At 63.0% G+C, this 23407-nt stretch carries 24 protein-coding genes; 15 read left to right on the top strand and 9 right to left on the bottom strand.

What is annotated here, in order from left to right; all coding sequences use genetic code 11:
• Positions 1-8 precede the first annotated feature (8 nt).
• A complete protein-coding gene (locus JHL16_RS01865) occupies positions 9-803 on the bottom strand; it encodes an enoyl-CoA hydratase (RefSeq protein WP_200183209.1) in 795 nt (264 codons plus the stop codon).
• Between the two features lie 116 nt (positions 804-919).
• Between JHL16_RS01865 and cysE the strand changes: the two genes are divergently transcribed.
• The 4 genes from cysE to JHL16_RS01845 all read left to right on the top strand — a co-directional run bounded on the left by cysE (position 920) and on the right by JHL16_RS01845 (position 4470).
• Positions 920-1750 (top strand): serine O-acetyltransferase, encoded by an 831-nt coding sequence (gene cysE / locus JHL16_RS01860; protein WP_200183208.1) that lies wholly within the window; start codon positions 920-922, stop codon positions 1748-1750.
• 66 nt (positions 1751-1816) lie between these two features.
• Positions 1817-2029, top strand: a complete 213-nt coding sequence (locus JHL16_RS01855; protein WP_137856828.1) for a DUF3126 family protein — start codon at positions 1817-1819, stop codon at positions 2027-2029.
• Between the two features lie 25 nt (positions 2030-2054).
• Positions 2055-3764: a SulP family inorganic anion transporter gene (locus JHL16_RS01850; protein WP_200183207.1), complete on the top strand. Its 1710-nt coding sequence runs from the start codon at positions 2055-2057 to the stop codon at positions 3762-3764.
• Positions 3765-3933: 169 nt separating this feature from the next.
• Positions 3934-4470, top strand: coding sequence for a gamma carbonic anhydrase family protein (locus JHL16_RS01845; protein ID WP_137856826.1), 537 nt, complete (start codon positions 3934-3936; stop codon positions 4468-4470).
• A 140-nt stretch (positions 4471-4610) separates the two neighbouring features.
• Here JHL16_RS01845 and JHL16_RS01840 read toward each other — a convergent pair whose 3' ends face one another.
• The 3 genes from JHL16_RS01840 to JHL16_RS01830 all read right to left on the bottom strand — a co-directional run bounded on the left by JHL16_RS01840 (position 4611) and on the right by JHL16_RS01830 (position 6840).
• Positions 4611-5210, bottom strand: coding sequence for a transglutaminase-like cysteine peptidase (locus JHL16_RS01840; RefSeq protein WP_246770736.1), 600 nt, complete (start codon positions 5208-5210; stop codon positions 4611-4613).
• Positions 5211-5502: 292 nt separating this feature from the next.
• Positions 5503-6102, bottom strand: coding sequence for a PilZ domain-containing protein (locus tag JHL16_RS01835; protein WP_200183205.1), 600 nt, complete (start codon positions 6100-6102; stop codon positions 5503-5505).
• 111 nt (positions 6103-6213) lie between these two features.
• Entirely contained in the window at positions 6214-6840 is a 627-nt protein-coding gene (locus JHL16_RS01830) for a PAS domain-containing protein (RefSeq protein ID WP_200183204.1), read from the bottom strand.
• A gap of 63 nt (positions 6841-6903) precedes the next feature.
• On the opposite strand from JHL16_RS01830, the gene JHL16_RS01825 reads away from it, so the two are divergent.
• From JHL16_RS01825 to JHL16_RS01790, 8 genes are all read left to right on the top strand, one after another.
• A complete protein-coding gene (locus JHL16_RS01825) occupies positions 6904-7623 on the top strand; it encodes a rhomboid family intramembrane serine protease (RefSeq protein ID WP_246770767.1) in 720 nt (239 codons plus the stop codon).
• 42 nt (positions 7624-7665) lie between these two features.
• Entirely contained in the window at positions 7666-8100 is a 435-nt protein-coding gene (locus JHL16_RS01820; RefSeq protein WP_200183202.1) for a CBS domain-containing protein, read from the top strand.
• A 46-nt stretch (positions 8101-8146) separates the two neighbouring features.
• Positions 8147-8974, top strand: a complete 828-nt coding sequence (locus tag JHL16_RS01815) for a helix-turn-helix domain-containing protein (RefSeq protein ID WP_200183201.1) — start codon at positions 8147-8149, stop codon at positions 8972-8974.
• A 167-nt stretch (positions 8975-9141) separates the two neighbouring features.
• A complete protein-coding gene (locus JHL16_RS01810; RefSeq protein ID WP_200183200.1) occupies positions 9142-10734 on the top strand; it encodes an ABC transporter substrate-binding protein in 1593 nt (530 codons plus the stop codon).
• Between the two features lie 18 nt (positions 10735-10752).
• Entirely contained in the window at positions 10753-11715 is a 963-nt protein-coding gene (locus JHL16_RS01805; RefSeq protein WP_200183199.1) for an ABC transporter permease subunit, read from the top strand.
• Positions 11708-12589, top strand: coding sequence for an ABC transporter permease subunit (locus tag JHL16_RS01800; protein WP_200183198.1), 882 nt, complete (start codon positions 11708-11710; stop codon positions 12587-12589). The genes JHL16_RS01805 and JHL16_RS01800 overlap by 8 nt, the downstream gene beginning before the upstream one ends.
• Positions 12586-14631: a dipeptide ABC transporter ATP-binding protein gene (locus tag JHL16_RS01795; protein ID WP_200183197.1), complete on the top strand. Its 2046-nt coding sequence runs from the start codon at positions 12586-12588 to the stop codon at positions 14629-14631. The genes JHL16_RS01800 and JHL16_RS01795 overlap by 4 nt, the downstream gene beginning before the upstream one ends.
• Positions 14628-16049, top strand: coding sequence for a C69 family dipeptidase (locus tag JHL16_RS01790; protein WP_200183196.1), 1422 nt, complete (start codon positions 14628-14630; stop codon positions 16047-16049). Before JHL16_RS01795 ends, JHL16_RS01790 begins: the two co-directional genes overlap by 4 nt.
• 2 nt (positions 16050-16051) lie before the next feature.
• Here the strand turns inward: JHL16_RS01790 and JHL16_RS01785 are convergent, their stop codons facing one another.
• The 3 genes from JHL16_RS01785 to folE are packed head-to-tail and all read right to left on the bottom strand — an operon-like array spanning position 16052 to position 17939.
• Positions 16052-16894, bottom strand: coding sequence for a patatin-like phospholipase family protein (locus tag JHL16_RS01785; protein WP_200183195.1), 843 nt, complete (start codon positions 16892-16894; stop codon positions 16052-16054).
• A 38-nt stretch (positions 16895-16932) separates the two neighbouring features.
• Positions 16933-17310: a phosphoribosyl-AMP cyclohydrolase gene (gene hisI / locus JHL16_RS01780; RefSeq protein WP_137856813.1), complete on the bottom strand. Its 378-nt coding sequence runs from the start codon at positions 17308-17310 to the stop codon at positions 16933-16935.
• A complete protein-coding gene (folE, locus tag JHL16_RS01775) occupies positions 17310-17939 on the bottom strand; it encodes a GTP cyclohydrolase I FolE (RefSeq protein ID WP_200183194.1) in 630 nt (209 codons plus the stop codon). The genes hisI and folE overlap by 1 nt, the downstream gene beginning before the upstream one ends.
• Positions 17940-18053: 114 nt before the next feature.
• Between folE and JHL16_RS01770 the strand changes: the two genes are divergently transcribed.
• Positions 18054-18509, top strand: coding sequence for an iron-sulfur cluster assembly scaffold protein (locus JHL16_RS01770; RefSeq protein WP_200183193.1), 456 nt, complete (start codon positions 18054-18056; stop codon positions 18507-18509).
• Between the two features lies 1 nt (position 18510).
• Here the strand turns inward: JHL16_RS01770 and betC are convergent, their stop codons facing one another.
• On the bottom strand, positions 18511-20061 hold the full coding sequence (gene betC / locus JHL16_RS01765) for a choline-sulfatase (RefSeq protein ID WP_200183192.1): 1551 nt from the start codon (positions 20059-20061) through the stop codon (positions 18511-18513).
• 53 nt (positions 20062-20114) lie between these two features.
• On the opposite strand from betC, the gene yidD reads away from it, so the two are divergent.
• Complete coding sequence (gene yidD, locus JHL16_RS01760; protein WP_200183191.1) at positions 20115-20432, top strand: membrane protein insertion efficiency factor YidD; 318 nt, start codon at positions 20115-20117, stop codon at positions 20430-20432.
• An 80-nt stretch (positions 20433-20512) separates the two neighbouring features.
• Here the strand turns inward: yidD and JHL16_RS01755 are convergent, their stop codons facing one another.
• Positions 20513-21223 (bottom strand): outer membrane protein, encoded by a 711-nt coding sequence (locus JHL16_RS01755; RefSeq protein ID WP_200183190.1) that lies wholly within the window; start codon positions 21221-21223, stop codon positions 20513-20515.
• A gap of 214 nt (positions 21224-21437) precedes the next feature.
• Between JHL16_RS01755 and thrS the strand changes: the two genes are divergently transcribed.
• Entirely contained in the window at positions 21438-23402 is a 1965-nt protein-coding gene (gene thrS, locus JHL16_RS01750) for a threonine--tRNA ligase (RefSeq protein WP_200183189.1), read from the top strand.
• The last annotated feature ends 5 nt before the right edge of the window (positions 23403-23407 follow it).

Below are 23407 nucleotides of genomic sequence, written 5' to 3'. Positions count from 1 at the left end.
ATCTGGAATCAAGTGCCGGTGAAGCGCGGCTTGCGCTTTTCGAGGAAGGCGCGCTGCCCCTCGGCATAGTCCGCGCTGGCAAAGCAGGCGGCCGCCAGCGCCTTGAGATCCTCGTCCACGGGTCGCCCGGCGAGCGCATCGATGGCGCGTTTCGAGGCCTTGATGGTCAAAGGGGCATTTTCGGCGATCTCGGCCGCAAGCGCCCTTGTCTCGGCTTCGAGTCGGTCCTGGGGCGTGACCCGGTGGACGAGCCCGGCCTTCAGTGCCTCCTCGGCCTTGTAGCGCCGCGCGGTGAACAGCATTTCCTTGGCGAAGGCCGGTGACACCGCGTGAAGGAGGTCACGCAGCCCGTCGACCGGATAAGCAAGGCCGAGCCGGGCCGGCGGCAAGGCAAAGAGGGCGTCGGCGCCGGCGATCCTGAGATCGCAGGCGAGCGCCAGAGCGAGACCGCCGCCGATGCAGAAGCCTGAAATCATGGCGATCGCCGGCTTTGCCGTGGCGCGCAAGGCGGCGAAGGCCTTGCCGTTCAACGCCTCGTAATCGCGGGCGAGCTCCGGGTTGGCGCGGTTCTCGGCGAACTCGCTGATATCGGCGCCGGCCGCGAAAGCCTCCGTTCCGGCCCCCCGTAGCACGAGCAGGCGCGTCTCGGGATCGCCATCCAGGGCCGCCACCAGGCCCGGCAGAGCCGCCCACATCTCCCGGTTGAGCGCATTGCGGCGATCGGGCCGGTGGAGCATCAGGAAGCCAATTGGACCGTCGCGCCAGGCTTCGAGATAAGGGGTGGAGGAGGCGATTTTCGTCATGGAAGCCGGGCTATCAGAGCTCTAACTTTAACGCAATGCTGTTGCTTTTGCAGGAAAGCTCCCCATTTCCCGGACAGTGGCGTAAGATAAGGTTCGGCAAGTTCATGGAGTATCCGATGGTCCGCCAGTCGACACACCCGCAAAGCGTCGCCAGCCTCGATCCGGTCTGGGACCGCATCCGCGAGGAGGCCCAGGAGGCGGCCAAGAAGGATCCGAGCCTCGGCGGCTTCATCTTCGGCGCCGTGCTCAATCAGCCGCGCTTCGAAGACGCGCTGATGCACCGGCTCGCTTTGCGCATGGCCAATGCGCTCTCCGCCGAGCTGATCCAGCAGGCCTTCCAGGATGCACTCGACGCCGATCCGGCCATCGGGGATGCGGCGCGCGCCGATGTCGTCGCGGTCTATGAGCGTGACCCGGCCTGCAACCGCTATCTCGAGCCGTTGCTATATTTCAAAGGCTTCCAGGCCATCCAGACGCATCGTATGGCGCATCAGCTGTGGAAGATGGACCGCCGCGACTTCGCCTATTACCTGCAGAGCCGCTCCTCGGTCGTCTATGGCGTCGACATCCATCCCGCCGCACGTATTGGCAAGGGCATCTTCGTCGATCACGGCCATGCCATCGTCATCGGCGAGACCGCCGTCGTCGAGGACAATGTCTCGCTGATGCAGGAAGTGACGCTCGGCGGCACCGGCAAGGCGACGGGCGACCGGCATCCGAAGATCCGCCACGGCGTGCTCATCGGTTCGGGCGCCAAGATTCTCGGCAATATCGAGATCGGCCATTGCTCGCGGGTGGCCGCGGGCTCGGTCGTGCTGCATGACGTGCCGCCCAACCGCACTGTCGCCGGCGTTCCGGCCAAGGTCGTCGGCTACGCCGGCTGCGCCGAGCCGGCTTTGGTGATGGACCACCAGCTCAAGGCGGAACCGTCGCAGGGGGTAGAATAGGCTTGTCTTGCCTTCGACCGGCAGAGTAGACCTTGAAGCTCTCCCGTCAAATCAAGGAACGCCATCGTGCAACCCGATGAGATAAAGAAGCTTACCCGTTTTCTGAAAGCGAAATTCCAGCTCGCCAATATCGAAGTCCGCAAGCGCCCGCAGAAGAGCGATTCGGGCGAGGTCTATATCGGCGATGAATTCATCGGCGTGATCTTCCGCGACGACGAGGATGGCGAGCTGTCCTACAATTTCTCCATGGCCATCCTGGATTTCGACCTCGAAGAATAGTGAGAAGGAAACGGGACGGCGGGGAATGACTGACTGGTCGGGAAAATCACCTCTGCCCGCTCCCGGGCCGAGTTTTCGTGATCTCTTTACGCCGAAAATCGTCACCGTGCTGCGCGAGCGCTACGGGCTTGGCGATGTGCGCGCCGATATTCTCGCCGGCCTCACCGTCGCCATCGTGGCGCTGCCCTTGTCGATGGCGATCGCCATCGGCTCGGGCGTGACGCCCGATCGAGGCCTCTACACGGCCATCGTCGGCGGCTTCCTCGTGTCGCTTCTGGGCGGCAGCCGCTTCCAGATCGGCGGCCCGGCCGGCGCCTTCATCGTGCTCGTCGCCGCTACCGTCGAACGGCACGGCGTCGACGGCATGCTGCTCGCCACCATCATGGCGGGACTGTTCCTCATCGCCGCCGGTTATCTGCGGCTCGGGACCTATATCAAATTCATTCCCTATCCGGTGACGGTGGGCTTCACGGCCGGCATTGCGGTCATCATCTTCGCCAGCCAGATCCATGATCTCCTGGGGCTGACGCTCGCCCATGAGCCGGGGGCACTCATCCCCAAGGTCGAGGCGCTGTGGGGTGTGCTCGGCACGCTCAACCCGTCGGCGCTGTCGATTGCCGCGCTCGGCATCGTGGTGATGGTCGGCTTGAAGAAGCTGCGCCCGCACTGGCCCAACATCCTCATCGCCGTGGTCCTCGCCTCGCTCGTGGTCTTTGCGCTGGGACTGCCGGTCGAAACCATCGGCACGCGCTTCGGCGGCATCCCGTCGACCTTGCCGGCGCCGCAGCTGCCGCCGTTCTCGCTCGAGAAGATCCAGGCGGTGCTGCCCGATGCGGTGGCCTTCGCGCTGCTCGGCGCCATTGAATCCTTGTTGTCGGCCGTCGTCGCCGACGGCATGACGGGCCGCCGCCACCGCTCCAATTGTGAGCTGGTGGCGCAAGGCGTGGCCAATATCGGCTCTGGGCTATTCGGCGGCATCGTCGTGACCGGCACGATCGCGCGCACCGCGACCAATGTCCGGGCAGGGGCGCGCGGCCCCATCTCCGGCATGCTGCATTCGGCCTTCCTCCTGGTCTTCATGCTGATCGCGGCGCCGCTCGCGAGCTATATCCCGCTCGCGGCACTCGCTGCCGTGCTGGCGGTGGTCGCCTGGAACATGGCGGAGAAACATGCTTTCGGCACGCTCATCCGCTCGTCCTGGGGCGATGCCGCGATCCTGCTCTCGACGTTCCTGCTCACCATCTTCCGCGACCTGACCGAAGGCATCGTGGTCGGCTCGGCGATCGGCGCTTTCATCTTCATCAACCGCATGGCCCATATGACCCGCGTCGAGCATGGGCCGCTGGCGACCGACGACCGTGCCGATGATAGTAACGGCGAACGCAAGCCCTATGACGCGGCGCTGGCGAGCGATCCCGAGGTCGTCGTCTACCGCATCAGCGGCGCCTTCTTCTTCGGTGCGGCCTCGGCGGTGGGGGCCGTGCTCGAACGCATCGCCGACCAGCACAAGGGCCTGGTGCTCGACTTCTCGGCGGTGCCGTTCCTGGATTCGACCGGCGCCAATGTCATCGCCGGCGTGGTCAGGAAAGCCGTGCGCCAGGGTGTGAGAGTCTACCTGACGGGCGCTGCCTTCGACGTCCGCAAGGAACTGGTGAAGCACGAGGTGAAGTCCCCCGATGTCCTGTTCCTGGCGCGGATCGAGGACGCCGTCGAAGCGGTCCGCCGGCTCGCTTGATTCCAGAGCAAATCCCGCCAAAGTTGCAGACTTTGGCGACAAGGATTTGCGCCAGATTTGGCGCGAATCCTTTTCGGCGAAGTGATTCCACTTCGCCGGGATACGCGCTGGTGCTGCGCAAGGAGCGCGGTATAGTCCGATCCATACCCATGAATGAGAGGACATGCGCATGACGCTTTATTCGCTCGACGACGCCACGCCGGAGCTGCCGCCCGAAAACGAGTTCTGGGTCGCGCCCACCGCGGTGCTGGTCGGGAAAGTGAAGCTCGAGCGCAATGCCGGCATCTGGTTCGGAGCGGTGCTGCGCGGCGACAATGAGCTCATCCTGATCGGCGAAGGCAGCAACATCCAGGATGGCTGCGTGCTCCACACCGACATGGGCGCGCCGTTGACCGTCGGGCGCCATTGCACCATCGGGCACAAGGCGATCCTGCATGGCTGCACCATCGGCGACAATACGCTGATCGGCATGGGCGCGACGATCCTCAATCACGCCAAGATCGGCCGCAACTGCCTGATCGGCGCCAATGCGCTCATTGCCGAGGGCAAAGTGATCCCCGACAATTCCCTGGTGATGGGTGCCCCCGGCAAGGTGGTGCGCGAGGTGTCGACCGAGATGGCCGAGAAACTGAAAGAGTCGGCCAAGAACTATGTGAAGAACTGGCGCCGCTTCGCCGCCGGCATGCGTGAAATCCCCGGCGAGTGACCGACAACGCGTAACCGCTGACCCGCAAATAGGTGGAGCCGGCTCTGGGTGGGACAGAGCCGGCTCCCTTTAGCCCGGTCTGGTGGGGGATGGGGAGGGGGACGCCGACCGGGCCTTAGCTCCCAAAATTGATCCCGTCCTTATTTTTTCGCGGCTCCCGCGGCGACCGTGCCGCTGTTGGCCGGCGCCTTCTTGGTGAGCGACACCCACTGGCGCGGATCTTCCGCCGATTGGCGCTTCAGATAGGTGTAGCCGGTGTTGTTCCAGCGCAGCACGTCGTTGCGGCGGTTGTCGAGCACGAAGTCGCCCTTGTCGGTGGTGACGGTGAGCACCGCGTGACCCTGGTTCTTCTCGTCGAGAACGACGGTGATGAGCAGTGCTTCCGACGGAAAACCCAAGCCTTCGAGATAACGCTTCTTGAGGAGCAGATAGTCCTCGCAGTCGCCCGCATCCGTCGGGAAGGTCCAATATTCGGGCTTGCCGTAAAGCTCCTCATCGCTCATCGGCGCGATCTTGCCGTTCACGAAGGTGTTGACCTGATAGACGAGGTTCCAGCGATCCGGCGTCAGAGCCAGATGCACCGGCTTGCCGCCGATGGCACGGCATTCCTTCGGCTCGCGGGCGCACATTTCGACATAGCCGATCGGCGGCAGCGCATTGCCATAGACGGTCTGGAATTGTCCTTTGTTGGGATCGACCCGGACCTGGTCCGCATCGACGGCATAAGCCGTCCCGATCATGCAGGCCAATCCGAGCGCAACTCCCCCGAGTCTTGCCAAGATAGTCATTTGTTGACGTCCATTCCCCTTATCGTTGGACGCAACACTATCGCGAAGGCTTTGAGATCGCGTTCAGTTTATCGGTGCAAGTCTCTGAAAACTCATAACAAATTGGAAAGGGTACGAAGCGGTCCTATTAACCAAGGGGGGCCCATGCTTCGTTAAGCATGGTGGTTCGTGGACGTGAAAAAGCTAATGGCCGCCTGTGGGGGCGGCCATCGAACTGGTCGGGGATTTGGGGGCTTTCGCCGCCTCAGCGGATCTGGCTGGAAAGCTGGCTGGTGTTCAAGGGCTTCAGGAATTCAATGGCGAGGCCTTGCTCGACATACCGCACGATGCGGCCGCGCATCTTGCCGAGCATGAGATAGGTGCCGAGGCTCGGCATGACGTCGACCTTGACGGCCGCGCCGGAGAGCGAAATGTCAAGAATTTCACAAGGATAGACCCGCCCGTCGGGCAGGGCGATATAGGACTGGCCGTCCTCCGGTGAATAACGCGCATGACGGCGCAGATCGGTCCCGGCGGTGGTGTTCTTGCCGGCGCGGCCGGCGAGGCGGTTGGCGAAGCGCTCGCGGCGCTGGCCCTGATGTGAGAAAACGATACGAAAACCGCCGGGAACGGCATCGCCGCTTATCCCCTCGACCCGGCCGATCTCGTCGATATAGGCGACGATCTGGGTCGCCGCCTCAGGCGCCGCGGCCGTCGTGAAGACCGCGCCATCCACCGTCAACTCACTGACTTGGCAGGAATATTCGGACATGTCCGGAAGCATGAAACGGCCGAACAGCACGGCCGGTCCAGCCGGCTCGTCGGCAGACGAAAATCTCGCGCCCGTCGCGATTGTTGCAGTCACGGCCGGAATTGCCTCTCAAACTTTGCCTTAAGGCGTTTGTCGTTTGAGGTAACCTAACATCGCCAGATTAGCGAAGGGCTAAAAATGTGCGGTTAAGGAGAGCTAAATAAACTAGTCTTCGACCCGGCCGCCGTTAATGATCTGGAAGGCCTGTGGTAAATTTGCGCGCCGCGTCTTGGGCGGCCCGGCCTCCGGCACCGGTTCGGTCCAGATGGTGCGGGCAGCGGAAAGCTCGAACGTAGTTACCTTATCGTGACGCGGCCAATTGGCTTCGCGGAACGGCATGATCACGCCGAAGACATAGGTCGTGGCGTTGTTGCGGGCCCGGAGTGGCAGACCGACGAATTCGGCCGCGACCGTCATGCCCATGGCGGAACCCAGACGAAAGCGCAGGACGAAAGGCTGATGATCGTCGATGACGCCGTCGAGCAGACGGGTCACCGTCTCGCGCTCGAATCTTTCGCCCTGGGCCATGGCCGGCATGCCGGTCAGCTCCATGCCCCAGAGCTCGCAGACCTTGGTGCCGGCGAGGCGCCAGGCGAAGCCGCGGGTAGGCGTCCGCTCGATCATGAACAGGAAGGGGACGAGGCTGCGGATCTTCTGCAGATCCAGCCAATCACGCGGCGGCGCCGACATTTCACCGCGCACGGCCTCCCAATAGCGGAATAGAGCGCGGCTGCCCGGATGGAGGATTTCCTCTGGGGTTGCCGTGGCCTTGATGGTATCAGTGATCTGCATATTTGCGCCGCTATGGGTCAGGAGTGGACGTTTGGCGAAGAGAGTGCAGTTCCCGTGCCACAAATGACCGGCGGGGCCGGCGGCGGCCCAGATCAGACCCAGATTGACAGGGCGTTACGCAGCGGTAGCGGCCCCATAGTTAACGCCCCACCAGCCGTCCTTGTCCTCATCGCCATCCTGATCGGTATCCAGGCGGCCATCCAATGGGCCGGCAAGGACTGGGAAACCTGGTCGTTTTATGCCTTCGCTCTTATCCCGGCGCGCTTCCAGGGGCCCGAGGCCACGACCATGATCGAGGGCTCGCAATATTGGAGCCTCGTCACCTATGCCTTCCTGCATGATGGCTGGCTGCATGTCCTCTTCAACTCGATCTGGCTTCTTATCTTCGGCACGCCGGTCGCGCGCCAATTCGGGACGTTGCGCTTTCTCCTGATTGCCCTCGTCTCGACGCTCGGCGGGGCGATCGCCATGCTCGTGCTATTCTGGGGTGTGTTCATCGTCGCAGTCGGTGCTTCGGCCGCCGTCTCGGGCCTGCTCGCGGCCGCCATTCCGATCATGTTTGGCGGCAGAGCCGGCCCCTTGAGTTTCGGCGAGTTTCTGCGCGACCGCCGCGCGATGATCTTCATGGTGATCTTTCTGGTCATGACTCTCTTGTCGAGCGTGCAGTGGCTGCCGACTTTCGCCGACGGCGCCCGCATCGCCTGGGAGGCGCATCTCGGCGGCTTCATTGCCGGCCTCATTGCTTACTTCGTCGTCAGCCGGAGAGGGGTGCGCCACGGCTGAGATCATGTTAAGCTTCCCGTCAGCGAAGTTGGAGGTGTGTGCATGACTGTTGCGCAAATTCTCAACGCCAAAGGCCGCGCCGTCGTGACGGCCGGGCCCGGTGACACGGTGCTCGCAGTGGCCCAGGTACTTTCCGCCAAGAAAATCGGTGCCGTGGTGATCGTCGATGCGCAAGGCCGTATTGGCGGGATCGTCTCGGAGCGCGATATCGTGCGCGCTGTCGCTTCCGGCGGAGCCCAGGCGCTGGAGAAATCGGTGAAGGAGTTCATGACCTCGTCGGTCAAGACCTGCGCGCCACGCGACACCGAGGCGGAGCTCATGTCCTTGATGACCGAACATCGCGTGCGCCATCTGCCGGTCGTCGAGGCCGGCAAGCTCGGCGGCATGATCTCGATCGGCGATGTGGTGAAACACCGCATCGAGGCGATCGAGCGTGAAGCCGAGGAGATGAAGAGCTATATCGCTTCCTCGGGATAATCTCTTCCCGCCCAAGGGAGGAGAAGGCGAGGAGACAGTTGCTTTCATGGACGCGGAGGATTTCTGCTGCAACTTGGCGTTGTTGTGCAGCTATGAGAAGTCGATCGCCGAAGTCTGCCGTCGTCTCGGCCTCAACCGGCAGCAATTCAACAAATATCTCGCCGGCTCGGTCTTTCCCTCGCGCAGCAATCTGAGACTCATCTGCGATCATTTCGGCGTGCTCGATTCCGAGATCCTGCTGCCGCATGCGAATTTCGCCGAGATCGTCAAGCTCAAGCCACGCAACGCCCATGCGGCGCCGGTACTGACGCCCGCGACGCAGACGCTGCGCCGCCTCGAGGCGCAATCGGAGACGATCCCCGACCGCTATCTCGGCTATTACTTCCGCTATTATTATTCCTTCGCCTTTCCGGGCTACGTCACTAAATCGCTGGTACGCATCTATCGCAAGAACCGCATCTGCTACTGGAAGAACATCGAGATCATCCGCCGGCGCGATCGCAGCGAGCAGACCGAGGCGATCTTCAAATATCTGGGCCTCGTCACCTTCATCCTCGACCGGCTGTTCGTCTTCGAGGAAGAGGTCATCCTCAAGAACTCGGTCACCCAGACGATCCTCTATCCGAGCCATGCGAGCCGCATCCATCAGCTGATCGGCATCCAGACGGCGACCTCCAATCTCAACCGGCGTACACCGGCGACTTCGCGCGTGCTGCTCGAATTCATCTCGCCCAGCATCGATGTGCGCAAGGCGCTCAGCTGCTGCGGGCAGTTCCCCGAGCACGACAAGGAGATCCGGCCCGACATCGAGCAGCGCATCAGCAATAAGATGGCGCGCGGCGAGAAGGTCCTGGGGGCCTGGGTGGATGTCTGATCTTCTCTTGGTGACGCATCAGAAGCGTCACAATGCGAAGGGTTTATAACAACCAGCGAAATGGCCGTTCCGCCAGTTTTGCCACATCTTCCTCATCGCCAAACGCACGACCACCGTCACGGCTTGAATTGGCTCGACCAGAAGCCAAGCCATCTAGGGAGATTTCAATGATCACACGCAGAAACCTGCTGTTGTCCGCCGCGGCGCTCGCCGCCCTTCGTCCGCTGGGCGCCGGCGTCGCCTGGGCCGAGGGCACAACCTTGCGCTTCGGCCCGCAGCTCGATCCCGGCACGCTCGATACGCTCACCAATGTCTATGACTATCCGTTCCCGCCCTTCAGCACGGTCTATGAGGGCCTCACCAGCTATATGCCGGGCAGTGAATGGAAGCCGGTCAACCGGCTCGCCGAGACGCTCGAGCTCGCGGCCGACGGCACGACGATCAGCTTCAAGCTGAAGGAAGGCATTCAGTTCCATCGCGGATTTGGCGAGCTCACTGCCGAGGATGTGAAATATTCCTTCGATCGCGCCACCGGCAAGGTGAAGCTCTATCCCGATGCCGCGGAGGGCGATGTCTCCTACTATGGCGGCGACTTCGGCAGCTATAAGGAAGTCCAGGTCACCGGCAAATATACCGGCGTGATCGTCTTCGAGAAACCCTTCGCGCCGATGCTGCGCCTCACGCTGCCTTATGCGACGAGCGGGCTCATCGTCTCGAAGAAGGCGATGGAGGCGCTCGGCAAGGAAGGCTGGCTCAAAGCGCCGGTCGGCACCGGTCCGTATGAAGTGGTGAGCTACACGCCGAACAAGGAGCTGGTCATGAAGCGCTTCGCCGCTTATGGCGGCGCTGCCGGCCAGGACGCGAAATCCTATCCGTGGGACGAGATTAAAGTCTCGCTCGTCAATTCGAGCAGCGCGCCGACTGGGGCGGCCCTCACCGCCGGTGTCGAAAGCGGCGATTTCGACTTCACCTACAATATCTCACCGCTCGACGCCTTGCGGTTGCAGAACAACGAGACGGTAAAGGCCTATGTGCTGCAGCAGCCGATGAGCTACAATTTCCTGCAGCTCAACGTGTTGCATCCGAAGCTTGCCAATCCGAAAGTCCGCGAAGCCATCCGCTATCTCGTCGACGTGCCGGCGCTCATCCAGGCGCAGGATCTCGATGTGGCGACCAGGCTCAACGCGCTGATCGCGCCGCAGATGGGTGTCGGCTACTGGCCGAAGGCACCGGTCTATGAGCGCGATGTCGAGAAGGCGAAGGCGTTGTTGGCCGAGGCCGGCGCATCTGCGCTCGAGCTCGATCTGTCGACGCCCGCCGGCGGCCAGGCGACCGCTGCCACCGTCATGCAAGTGATCCAGGCCAATCTCGCCGAAGGCGGCATCAAGGTGAACGTGCTGCTGACGCCGCCCGACACCTACATCAAGGACAAGGCGGTGGGCCAGCTCTCCTGGAGCAATTACGGCGGCGCGCCCGATCCCTTCTATCAGTTCGAATGGTTCACCTGTGACCAGTTTGGCCAGTGGAACTGGGCCTTCGCCTGCAATGCCGATTACGACAAATTGCATGAGGAGCTGGCGGCGGAGCGCGACGAGGCCAAGCGCACCGAGATTGCCATCCAGATGCAGAAGCTGATGGACGCGTCACTCGGCTATATCTGGGTCAATCACCAGGTCGCTTGCGCGGTCACGGCGGCCAATGTCGAGGCCGCCTTCGATCCGAACGGCAATCCCTATCTGCAATATTTCAAGAAGGTGTGAGCCGGCGGGGTCTTCAGCGTGGCGGGCTATCTCCTCAAGCGGCTCGGCGGCGCCGTCGTCGTCCTGTTCCTGACGGCGCTGCTGCTTGCCGCAGCGGTGCATCTCGTGCCGGGCGATCCGGCGCGCGCGGTCCTCGGCGCCCATGCGACGCCGGAGCTAATCGCGCAGATCCGCATCAAGATGGGGCTCGACAAGCCGGTCGCCATGCAGCTCTGGGATTTCTTCTCAGGGCTCCTGCGTGGCGACCTCGGCACTGATTTCGTCGGTGGCGTGCCGGTGACGACACTCATCGGTGAGGCGCTAGCCGATACGCTGGCGCTGGCGCTCGCCAGCATGATCCTCGCTGTGGCAGGCGGCATTCCGCTCGGCATCGCGGTGGCGCGCCGGCCCGGCGGCGTGCTCGACCGGCTCACCCACGCATTGTCGATGGTCTTCGTCAGCGCGCCGGTCTATGTGACCTCGCTCATCCTGCTGCTGATCTTCGCGGTGAAGCTGCGTTATCTGCCGGCGATGGGGGCAGGGCAATTCTCCGATCCCATCAATTATATCTCGCGTCTCATCCTGCCGGCGACAGCGCTGGCGCTGTTCTGGTGGGGCTATCTGCCACGCATCCTGCGCGCCACCATGCTCGACGTGCTGGGCACGCAATATATCCGCAGCGCCCGCGCCTTCGGTTTCCGCGAGAATGTGATCTTCTACCGTTATGCGCTGCGCAATGCGGTGCTGCCGATCGTAGCACTTTTCGGCCTCATGGTCGGATATAGCCTCACCGGCACCGTTTTTGCCGAGACGATCTTCGGTCGTTCCGGCCTCGGCACGTTGGCGCTGTCGGCGATCGATCAGCGCAACTGGCCAGTCATTCGCGGCGTCGTCTTCACCTACGCGCTGTTCTTCATCTGCGCCAATATCCTGGCCGATCTCTCCTACCGCGTGCTCGATCCGCGTGTGCGCCTCAGCGAGGAGTTCGAGACCGGTGTCTGAGCTGCGCCAAACCGTGATACGGATGCTCGCCCGGCCGGCCGGCTCGATCGGCTTCGCCATCGTCGCGCTGACCTTGCTGGTCGCCGTCACGGCGCCACTCATCGCGCCCTATGATCCTGCCGCCATCGCGATGGCCAAGCGTTTCGCCGCTCCTTCATTCGATCATTGGCTCGGTACGGATCATCTCGGCCGCGACAACCTCTCGCGCGTGATCCACGGCACCAGGCTCGCTCTCACCATCGCCTTTCCGGCCGTGCTCTCGGCCTTCGCCGCCGGGCTGCTTCTGGGGCTGGTGGCGGGTTATGTGGGTGGCCTCATCGATCGCGTATTGACGGTCATCGCCGATACTTTCCTGTCCTTTCCTTCGGTGATCCTGGGCCTCGCCCTCCTGACGCTGGTGGGCCAGTCGGTCCTCAACACCACGCTGGTGATCGCGCTGTCACTCTTTCCATACTATCTGCGCCTGGCGCGTGGCCTGGCGCTGTCGACCAGGCACCAGCCCTATATCAAGGCCGAACGCTCGCTCGGGGCTGGGCGCGGCCGCATCATGTTCCTGCATCTTTTGCCCAATATGCTGCCGCCTCTGCTGGTGGTCGTCGCCATGGACATACCGAGCGCCATCGTCATCGAGGCGGGGCTTGCTTTCTTAGGTCTCGGCGTGCCGCCGCCGGCGCCTGACTGGGGCGTGCTCCTCAATGAAGGCTTCGTGAATGTCGCGATCTCGGCCTGGCCGCTGGTCGGCCCGCTGATGGCGATCATCTTCGTCACCACCGGCTTCACGCTTCTGGGCGAAACCTTCCGCGATATCGCCGATCCGCGTCTCGCCGGATTGGGCCGGCGGACGGGCCGTTTCCTGATGAGGCGCGCCAGATGAGCGACAAGCCGCTTCTCGACATCAAGGGGCTCGACGTCTCCTATCATCTCGATGGTGATGTCTACGCCGCCTTGCGCGATATCGGGCTCACCGTCACGCCAGGCGAGATCGTCGGCGTGGTGGGCGAGTCTGGTTGCGGAAAGTCGACGTTGTCGGCTTCACTCCTGCGGCTGTTGCCCGGCAATGCCGAGATCGACCGGGGGGAAGCCTGGCTCAAGGGCCGCGACATGCTGAGGCTCGGCGAGGAGGAGCTGCGGCGGCTGCGCGGCCGCGACATCGCGATGATCTTCCAGGATCCGATGCAGAGCCTCAACCCGACCTTCCGGATCGGCTCGCAAATGGCGGAAGCCTGGCGCTCGCATCAGGCGAGGGGAGCGAAATTCGCCGACTTCCACGGTGAGGCCGTCAAAGCCCTGACGAGCGTCGGCATTCCCGACGCGGCGGAACGGATGGCGAGCTATCCGCATGAATTTTCCGGCGGCATGCGCCAGCGTATCTCGATCGCGACGGCGTTGCTGCTCCAGCCTTCGATCCTCGTCGCCGACGAGCCGACTTCGGCGCTCGATGTAACGCTCGAGGCGCAAATCCTCGAGCTCCTCAAGCAATTGCGTGAGGACCACGGCACGGCCATCGTCTATGTGTCGCATGATCTGGGCACGGTGGCCGAGCTCTGCGACCGCGTCATCGTCATGTATGCCGGCCGCGTCGTCGAGGAGAACGATGCTGCAGCACTGTTCGACAATCCGTCCCATCCCTATACGCGCGCGCTCATCGACTGTATTCCCTCGCGCACTCGGCGCGGCGCGGCACTCGCCACCATTCCAGGCCGCGTGCCGAGCCTGTCGGCACTGCCGCCCGGGTGCAAATTCGCCGAGCGCTGCACGATGGCGCGCGGCATTTGTAGCGAAGAAGAGCCGGGCCTCGTTCCGCAAGCCGGCGGTGGCGTACGCTGCCACATGTTCGATCCGGCGAAGGCCGAGGCCTGGCGGATCGGCGATCAGGCGCCTGAGTCGGTCGCGGCGCCACCGTTCAAGGTGTCGGTCAAGGAGCCCGAACGCGAAGCGCTCATCGAGGTGCGTGATCTGCGCAAGCATTTTGGTGAGGCGACGGGATTTGTCGGGCGTCTGCTCTCGGTCGCGCGGCCGCCGGTGCGGGCGATCGATGGCATCAATCTCACCATCAGGCGCGGAGAGGTTGTCGGGCTCGTCGGTGAATCAGGTTCCGGCAAGACGACATTGGGCGAGGTGATGCTCAGATTGCAGGCGGCGACCAGCGGCGGGATTACCTTTGCGGGCAAGGACCTGCGCCAGATCCCCGAGAGGGATTTCCGCCGCCGGGTGCAGATGATCTTCCAGGATCCGCAGGCGAGCCTGTCGCCGCGCCAGCGTGTGGCCGCGCTGCTGACCGAACCGTACCGCATTCATGGCATCGCTGCGGAGGAGCAGCAGAGCGTCGACGCCTTGCTGGCGATGGTCGGTCTCTCGGCCGATCTCGCCGCAAAATTCCCGCATCAGCTGTCGGGCGGGCAGGCGCGTCGCGTGGGCATCGCCCGGGCGCTGGCGCTCAAGCCCGATTTCATCGTCGCGGATGAGCCGACCGCCGGCCTTGATGTTTCCGCCGCCTCGGCGATCCTCAATCTGATGCGCGATCTCCAGCAGGAGCTCGGCCTCACCTTCCTCATCATCACCCACAACATCAATCTCATCGCCTATATGGCGCATCGCATCGCGGTGATGTATCTGGGCCAGATCGTCGAGATCGGTCCGACGGAAGCCGTCTTCGACCGGCCGGCGCATCCCTATAGCGCGAGCCTGCTGTCGCTCACGTCGCAAATCGATGCGCCGGAGCGGAAGCGTGGGCGACTCCTCGTGCCGGGTGAAATTCCAAGCCCGCGCAATCCGCCGGCCGGCTGCCGCTTCCATACACGCTGCGTCCATGCGAGCGAACGCTGCCGCAGCGAGGCCCCAACGCTTGAAACCGCCGGTCACGGCCACGAGGTCGCCTGTCATTTCTGGCGGCATATCGATCAGGAGAAGTCATGAGCTACGCCCTCTATATCGGAAAGAACCATACGTCGGACGGCGTGCCTTATCTGGCTGGTTATGGCGATGAGCCGTCGAGCCACTGGCTCGAGATCGTGCCGCGCCGCGCGCATGCGGCGGACGCCATGGTGACGGTCGGCGTCACGGCGGAGTCGGATTTTCCGGGCGCGCTGTCGCAGATTCCGCAAGTGCCCGAGACGGCGCGTCATATCAGGGTGAGCTACAGCCATTTCCGCGGCGTGCCGGCGCCGCTCACCAATGGCGGCCTCAATGAATATGGCGTCGCGGTGCGCGATGTGTGGTCGGCATCGAAGGCTGATCTCAACGCCATGACGCCCAAGACCCAGAGCGGGCCCAATTACAGCGATCTGGCGCGGCTCGTGCTGGAACGAGCGAAGAGTGCGCGCGAAGGCGTCGAGCTGATCGGCGATCTCATCGCGCGATATGGACATTCGACCTATGGCGGCAATTCACATCTGATCGCCGATGCGGAAGAGGGCTGGGTCGTGATCCAGTTCTCGGGCGGCCAAGGCCTGTGGGCGGCCGAGCGCCTGGGCCCCGACAGCATCCGCGCGTCGCGGCCCGGTTATATCGGCGATATCCCCTTCAAGGAGCGGCATCCGGATTTCCTCTATTCGCCCAACCTCATCTCCTTCGCGGTGGCCCAGGGCTGGTTCGATCCCGATAAGAGTGATGTCTTCAACGCCAATGCGATCTATGGCGACGGGCTCTATCGCTGGGCCGGCGTGAGCTGGATCGAAGACGAGATGAAGGTGCGGGCGAAGCGGCCGCAGAAGATCTCCTTCGAGGACATCGCCTGGGCAATCCGCACCCCGAAGCTCACCGGCGACACGGCGGGTTACGGCCAGATCGTGCCGCTCCGGCATCCGCGCCATGACGCGCTCCGCGTGCTGTGGCACACGCAGATCGGCGCACTCGCCGCGCCTTTCGTGCCGGTCCATATGGGCGTCAGGGATGTGCCTGAGGAATATCGGATGCATCGCTATCTGACCGATGGCGAATCCGCCAATTTCATCGATCTGCGCAAGCCGGATAAGGTTTCATTGGTGCCGCAGCAGATCGAAGCGACGCGTTCGGCGGCGCAAGTGTTCAAGCGGCTGCTATATGTGATGCTACAGGAGCCCGACACCTATCTGCCGGAAGTCACCGCGGTGTGGGAGGGCGTCGAACGGAAACTGCGCTGCCTCAATGACAGTGTCGGCCAAGCGGCCGAGGCTCTGATCAGCGCCGGCAAGACCGAGCTCGCAGGGGATTATCTCACTTATTTCACTCAGACCGAGCTTCTGAACGCGCTCAACATGGCTGAGACCCTGGCCAATGCGTTAGAGGTCCGGACGAGAGCATTGCACAGCTTCAAGCCCTGGCCGCAGCCGAAGGCGGTCGAACAGACTTGGTAGAATTACAATACTGAGATTGCGCGTTCGATCTCGGGCATGGCGCGGTCGACGGCCTCGCGCCCGGCGGCGATCGCCTTCTCGGCCTTGTCGAACTCGAACAGGCCCACGCCATTGGCACGCAGATTGAGCGAGATGTCGGGCGGATCGCCGGCGAGGCGCGAGCGCGACAGCCGGTCCTGCGTGATGTTGAAGGCGGCGACCAGCACCGAGGTAAGGCTCGGCGCCGTGTTGCCCTTGTCGCTCGCCGCGATGTCGGGCGGATTCTGGATGGCGATGCCGGCGGCGGTCTCGGGGCCCAGATTGACCGCGATCACCATGCGGGCGCCGAGCGCCCGGCAGGCGGCGACCGGCACCGGATTGACCACGCCGCCATCGATCAGCCAATGGCCATTGACCCGCACCGGGCGGAAGACGCCGGGGAGCGCATAAGAGGCCCTGATCGCCGGTGCCAGCGCGCCCGAGCGCAGCCACAGCTCATGGCCGGTGCCGAGCTCGGTGGCGATGCAGATGAAGGGGATCCTCGCATCGGCGAAGGTCGTGCTGCCGACCGCCTCGTCGAGCAGGCCGCCGAGCTTCTCGCCGGCGATGAGGCCGGAGCCGCGCCAGGAAATGTCGAGCAGAGAGAGGACACGCCGGCGCGTCAGACCGAGCGCGAATTCCTTGAGGCCCTGCAGCCGGCCCACCGCATGCATGCCGCCGGCCAGCGCGCCGATCGACGAGCCGGCAATGCAGGAGGCGTGGATGCCGTTCTCCTCCAGCCTTTCGATGACGCCGATATGGGCCCAGCCACGTGCTGCGCCCGCACCGAGCGCCAGCCCGATCGCGTGCCTGACATTTCCGTTCATGGTGCCAGCTTACACCGTGCACGGAAGATCAGGAAATCTCAGATTATTTCGAGTTCGTAACCTTGTGACGACGGCTTCACCCGACGGTAGAAGCAGGAATGCCGTCCAGTATGGCAGGCGACGCCGCGCCCGGCCATGGCGACGGAGACGAGGACCGTGTCCTGGTCGCAATCGAGCCTGAGATCGACGACCTTTTGCGTGTCGCCCGACGTGGCGCCTTTGCGCCACAACTCGCCGCGCGAACGGCTCCAATAATGCGCCTCGCCGGTTTCGAGGGTCAGGCGCAGCGCCTCGGCGTTCATATAAGCGAGCATCACCACGGCGCCGTCCTTGGCATCGGTCACGATGGCCGGGATCAGCCCCTTGTCGTCATAACGCGGCGCGAAGACGGTCGATTCTTCGTCACCCTTCGACATCAGAGGGAGAAGCCGCCCGACGGTGCCCGCACCAGTTCCATGAAACGGGCCTGGAGTGCCGGGGTGGACTTGAACTCGCCGGTGAACTGGGTGGTGATGGTCGAGACGTTGCGCTTGTTGACGCCGCGCAGCGACATGCACTGATGCACCGCCTCGATGAGAAGGGCGGTGCCGCGTGGCTTGAGCGCCTGATCGATCGCCTTGACGATTTGCGCCGTCATGGTCTCCTGGGTCTGCAGCCGGCGGGCATAGATCTCGACGACGCGCGCCAGCTTGGAAATGCCGACGACGGAATCCGAGGGGAGATAAGCGACATGGGCGCGGCCGATGAAGGGGACGATATGGTGCTCGCAATGCGAGTTGAACTCGATGTCGCGCAGCATGACGATATCGTCATACCCTTCGTCTTCGTCGAAGGTCCGCGACAGCGCCTGGAGGGGATCCTCGCTGTAGCCCTTGAAGAATTCCTTATAGGCCTTGACCACCCGCTTGGGGGTGTCGATCAGGCCCTGGCGGGTCGGGTCGTCACCGGCCCAGGCGATCAGCGTGCGAACGGCTTCCTCGGCCTCCTCCTGGGAGGGGCGCTTGACCGCCGATTCTCGCGCGATTTTCTTGACGACAGCATCCATATTGGGGCTCACTTTGACATCCGTTTTGGCCGATCCCATATCATGGGCGGGTTCCAGGGGCAAACCTGCCGAAGGACGCCTTGCGGCGCTTTTCCGACGCAATAGAATGTGTGCATGATCAACGAAATCTACAATCGCAAGATCCTTGAATTCGCTGCCGATATTCCCCGGCTGCAACGCCTCGATGCGCCGGACGCAACGGCAACCGCGGTGTCGCGCCTGTGCGGGTCCAAGGTCACCATCGATTTGAAGCTCGAAGACGGCAAGGTCAGCGATTTTGGCCATGAGGTCAAAGCCTGCGCGCTGGGCCAGGCCTCGTCCTCGATCATGGCGCGTCATGTCGTGGGCTCCACCCCGGAGGAGCTCCGGGCCTTACGCGGTAGAATGTATGCAATGTTGAAGGAGGGCGGCGACCCGCCCGCCGGAAAGTGGCAGGATCTCGAAGCGCTGGTCCCGGTGCGCGACTTCAAGGCCCGGCACGCCTCCACGCTTCTCACCTTCGACGCGGTGGTCGATGCGCTCGATCAGATCGAGGCGAAGGCACAGGCGAAAGCCGCCGTGCCGGCATAAATCAGCGTCGCTTGTCTTCGATATCGGGAGCTGCCGGATAGCGGCTCTTGAGATCGCGGTCGGTCACCGACATGTGGTTGCGCGTATATTGCTCGGAGGCCTGGCGCAGCGGCTGGAAATCCCAGGGGAAATGCGCGCCGTGCCGCAGGGCCTCGAACATCATCAGACGGGACTGCTGGCTGGTCAGCACCTCAGCTGTGATACGCGGAATGTCAAAGGTCTGCTCGACCTCGCGATGGAACGACTCCGCCTTTGCCTGATGGCGCGGATCCCCGGCGAGGTTGATCCGCTCATCGGGATCGTTTTCGAGGTCGAAAAGCTGATCGGGATCGGCGGGTGTGTGGATGAATTTCCAGTTTGCCCGTCTCAGCATATAAAGCGGCGCGATGGCGCCTTCGGCGAGATATTCGCCCCAGGCGGTCGCCTGCGGATCCTCCGGCGCGCCGGTGAGCAGGGGATAGAGGCTTCTGCCGTCGACCTTGCGCGCGAGCTTTGCATTCCCGCTTTGGGCGAGATCGGCAAAGGTCGGCAGGATATCGCACAGCGTCATCGGTTCCCGCACCCGGCGCGGCGCGAAACGTTTCGGCGACCAGACGATGAAAGGCACATGCGCCGCGGGCTCGAGGAACGACATCTTGTACCATAGGCCGCGCTCGCCGAGGAAATCGCCATGGTCGGAGGTGAAGACGATGACGGTGTCGTCAAGCTTGCCCGTTGTCTCCAGCGCCGCGATCAACTGGCCGACCAGATCGTCGACATAGGATATGTTGGCGTAATAGCCGTGGCGCGCGGCGCGGATGTCTTTCTCCGTCACCGCATAATCGTCCATAGCCGACATCTCGTAGAGGCGCCGGCTATGCGGGTCGAGCGCGTCCTTGGGCGTGGCCGGGATCGCCGGCAGGTCGATCTCGTCGTCGCGATAGAGGTTCCAGAATTCTGCGCGCGCCGCGTAAGGATCATGCGGATGGGTGAAGGAGGCCATCAGGCAGAAGGGCGTCTCCGGCTCGTAGCGCGCATAGTCGTAGATCTTGCGGATGGCGAGGAAGGCGGTCTCGTCGTCGAATTCGAGCTGGTTGGTGATTTCGGCGATGCCCGGCTGCAACACCGAGGTCATATTGTGATACCACCAGTCGATGCGCTCCTGACGCAGGCGCCAGTCCGGTGTCCAGCCGAAATCGGCCGGGTAGATGTCGGTGGTGAGCCGTTCTTCCAGGCCGTGCAACTGGTCGGGACCGACGAAGTGCATTTTTCCCGACAAGCAAGTGCGATAGCCGGCGATCCTCAGATAATGCGCGAAGGTCGGAATGGCGGAGGGGAACTCGGCGGCATTGTCATAGACGCCGCTGCGCGAAGGAAGCAGCCCGTTCATTACCGAAGCGCGGGCAGGGGCGCAGAGAGGGCTCGGCGTGTAGGCGTTCTCGAAGACGACGCCTTCTTGCGCCAGCCGGTCGAGATGGGGTGTCCGGACGAGCGGGTGGCCGTAAGCCTTCAGGCTGCGCGCGCCCAATTGATCGGCCATGATGAAAAGAATATTGGGCTTCTCGGCGGACATGCCTATCTCCGTGACGGGTGGGCCGACTTTAACCGGCTGGTGAAAGCGACAGAATGTGTGAACGGCGCGATGCGGCGGAAAAGCGACAGGCGACCACGCCCGTGGGATTTTTGCTGCTTGGACTGATCCGTGCCTATCAGCTCAGCGTGTCCGTGGTGCTGGGACGGCGCTGCCGTTATCTGCCGACCTGCTCGGATTATACGATGGACGCCATCCGGCGGCATGGCGCCTGGGCCGGTTTCTGGCTGGGACTGTCACGCGTCTCGCGTTGCCATCCCTGGGGCGGCGATGGCTTCGATCCGGTGCCTGAGGATTTTCCGCGCGACTGGCGCGCCTGGCGGCATGTGGCATGGCGAAGCCACAAGCAGTGAAGGCGCCGGAGGGGGACTCCAGCGCCTTCGGACTGCAGGCAGCTTTAAGCAACTAACCAGAGGCACTCAAACGGCAGTGATCAGAAGTAGTTGCCGAAATTGAAGGTCAGGCCGGCGCGGATCAAATGGACGCCGCCGTCGAATTCGAGGTCGACCGTGCCGACATCGAGATCGTATTCCTGGTCCTGCATATCGAGATAGAGATATTCGAGGCGGGCATGCACGCTTTCGGAGAAGGCATGCTCGATGCCGCCGCCGACCGTCCAGCCGCTGACCCACTGGGTGTCGTCGATGAACTCACGATCGGGAATGGCGCCGACTTCGCCGCCGAAGGTCGTCTTGATCCAAGCCGCACCACCGGTCGCGTAGAAGAGGGTGTCGTCGTTGAAGATGTAGCCGGCGCGGGCGCGCAGCGTCGCGATGTCCTTCATCTTCATCTCGGTGGCTTCGCCCGGATCGTCATTGTCGACCTTGCCGGCCCAGCCATAATCGCCTTCGACGCCGACCAGGAAGCCATTGCCGATGTCGTAGTTGAAGCCGGCGAGCAGGCCGCCACCCCAGGTGAAGCCGCTCATTTCAGGATCGATAAGGCAGTCCGCCGGATCATCGCAAGTCGCGTCATAGCGGCTTTCGACGCCGACGCCCATTACGAAGGCGCCGACATACGGGCCGGTCCAGGAGCCGCGCATTTCGGGCGGCGGCGGCTCGTAGTCGGCGGCATGGGCGACGGTGGTGGTCACCGCGGCCAAGGCGGCGGTGCAGAGAGAGAGGCGAAGCAGAAATTTAGTCATGGTTAGTTTCCCCACTGAGTTGCGCTGCAGTTCAGTCAGGGATCATGTCTTGTTAAGGTTAACGTCTGGTTATCGAGTTGATTTGTTCCGACCGCTGATCATCCGTATACGGCGCGCCGGCCGCATTGACCGGAAAAGCAAGCGCTGCCATAAGCGGCCGGTTGCAACACTAAAGCTTACCTGCTGCGTGTGCAGGAGTGAGCAGGAGAAGACCATGATAAATCTGACTTTTCCCGATGGCGCGGTGCGCCAGGTCGAAGCGGGACTTTCCGGCGCCGAGCTCGCCGCCTCCATTTCCAAATCCCTCGAGAAAAAAGCCGTCGCCCTCATGAAGGACGGCGTCCTGGTCGACCTCGCCGACCCGATCACCGGGGACGCCAAGGTGCGAATCATTACCCGGGACGATGCCGAGGCGCTCGAGCTGATCCGGCATGACACCGCCCATGTGCTGGCGGAAGCCGTCCAGGAGCTGCATCCCGGAACCCAGGTGACGATCGGGCCGGTGATCGAAAACGGCTTCTTTTATGATTTTTTCCGCAACGAGCCGTTTACCCCGGAAGACTTTCCCGCGATCGAGAAAAAAATGCGGGAAATCATCGCCCGCGACAAGCCATTTAGTAAACGAATCGTTTCACGTGAAGCGGCGAAAGAATTTTTCAAGTCAAGAGGCGAGTTGTTCAAGGTCGAACTGGTCGACGCCATTCCGGCCGACCAGGACATCAAATTCTATGATCAGGGCGGCTGGATAGACCTCTGCCGCGGCCCGCATATGACCTCGACCGGCAAGATCGGCGGCGCCTTCAAGCTGATGAAAGTGGCGGGCGCCTATTGGCGGGGCGATTCCAAGAACCCGATGCTCACCCGCATCTACGGAACCGCCTGGGCCAATGACAAGGACCTCCAGACCTATCTGACGGCGCTGGAAGAGGCCGAAAAGCGCGATCACCGCCGGCTCGGGCGCGAGATGGACCTGTTCCATTTCCAGGAAGAGGGCCCGGGCGTGGTGTTCTGGCATCCCAAGGGCTGGACTCTGTTCCAGGCGCTCATCGCCTATATGCGCCGCAGGCTCCGCGCCGACTACCAGGAGGTCAATGCGCCCCAGGTCCTCGACAAGGTCCTGTGGGAGACCTCCGGCCATTGGGGTTGGTACCGCGAGAACATGTTCAAGGTGCAGACGGCGGGAGACGAGACCGAGGACCAACGCGTCTTCGCGCTCAAGCCGATGAACTGTCCCGGCCACATCCAGATCTTCAAACATGGTCTCAAGTCCTACCGCGATCTCCCTATAAGGCTTGCGGAATTTGGCGCCGTGCATCGTTACGAACCGTCCGGCGCCCTGCACGGGCTGATGCGCGTCCGGGGCTTCACCCAGGACGATGCGCATGTCTTCTGCACCGAGGAGCAGCTCGCCGAGGAATGTCTCAAGATCAACGACCTGATCCTGTCGGTCTATGCCGATTTCGGCTTCACCGAATTCGTCGTGAAGCTCGCCACCCGGCCGGAGAAGCGGGTCGGCACCGATGCTATGTGGGACCATGCCGAGGCGGTGCTGAGCCGGCTCCTCGACCGGATCTCGAAGGACTCGGGTGGGCGTATCAAGACCGGCATCAATCCGGGCGAGGGCACCTTCTATGGTCCCAAGTTCGAATATACGCTGCGCGACGCGATCGGGCGGGAATGGCAGTGCGGCACCACCCAGGTCGACTTCAACCTGCCGGAGCGTTTCGGCGCCTTTTATGTCGATGCCGACGGACAGAAGAAGATGCCGGTCATGGTCCATCGCGCCATCTGCGGCTCGATGGAGCGCTTCACCGGCATCCTGATCGAGAACTTCGCCGGGCATTTCCCGCTCTGGCTGGCGCCGATCCAGGCGGTAGTCACCACCATCGTGTCGGATGCCGACGCCTATGCCGAGAAGGTCCGCCAGGAGCTCGCCCGCGCGGGACTCCGGGTCGAGACGGATCTGCGCAACGAGAAGATCAACTACAAGGTGCGCGAGCACTCGGTGGCCAAGATCCCGGTCATCCTGGTCGCCGGCAAGCGCGAGATGGAAGAGGGCACGCTCAATGTCCGCCGCCTCGGCTCGCAGGCCCAGCAATCGCTGAAGCTGGAAGAGGTGGTTAAGATGCTGGTTGAAGAAGCCACGCCACCTGACGTGAAACGTGAGCGGATTGCCTGAAGCCG

This window comes from Taklimakanibacter albus, assembly GCF_016595235.1.
Classification (GTDB): domain Bacteria; phylum Pseudomonadota; class Alphaproteobacteria; order Rhizobiales; family Aestuariivirgaceae; genus Taklimakanibacter; species Taklimakanibacter albus.
The sequence above is the reverse complement of the archived record's forward strand: the minus strand, read 5'-3'. Positions and strand labels throughout refer to the sequence as shown.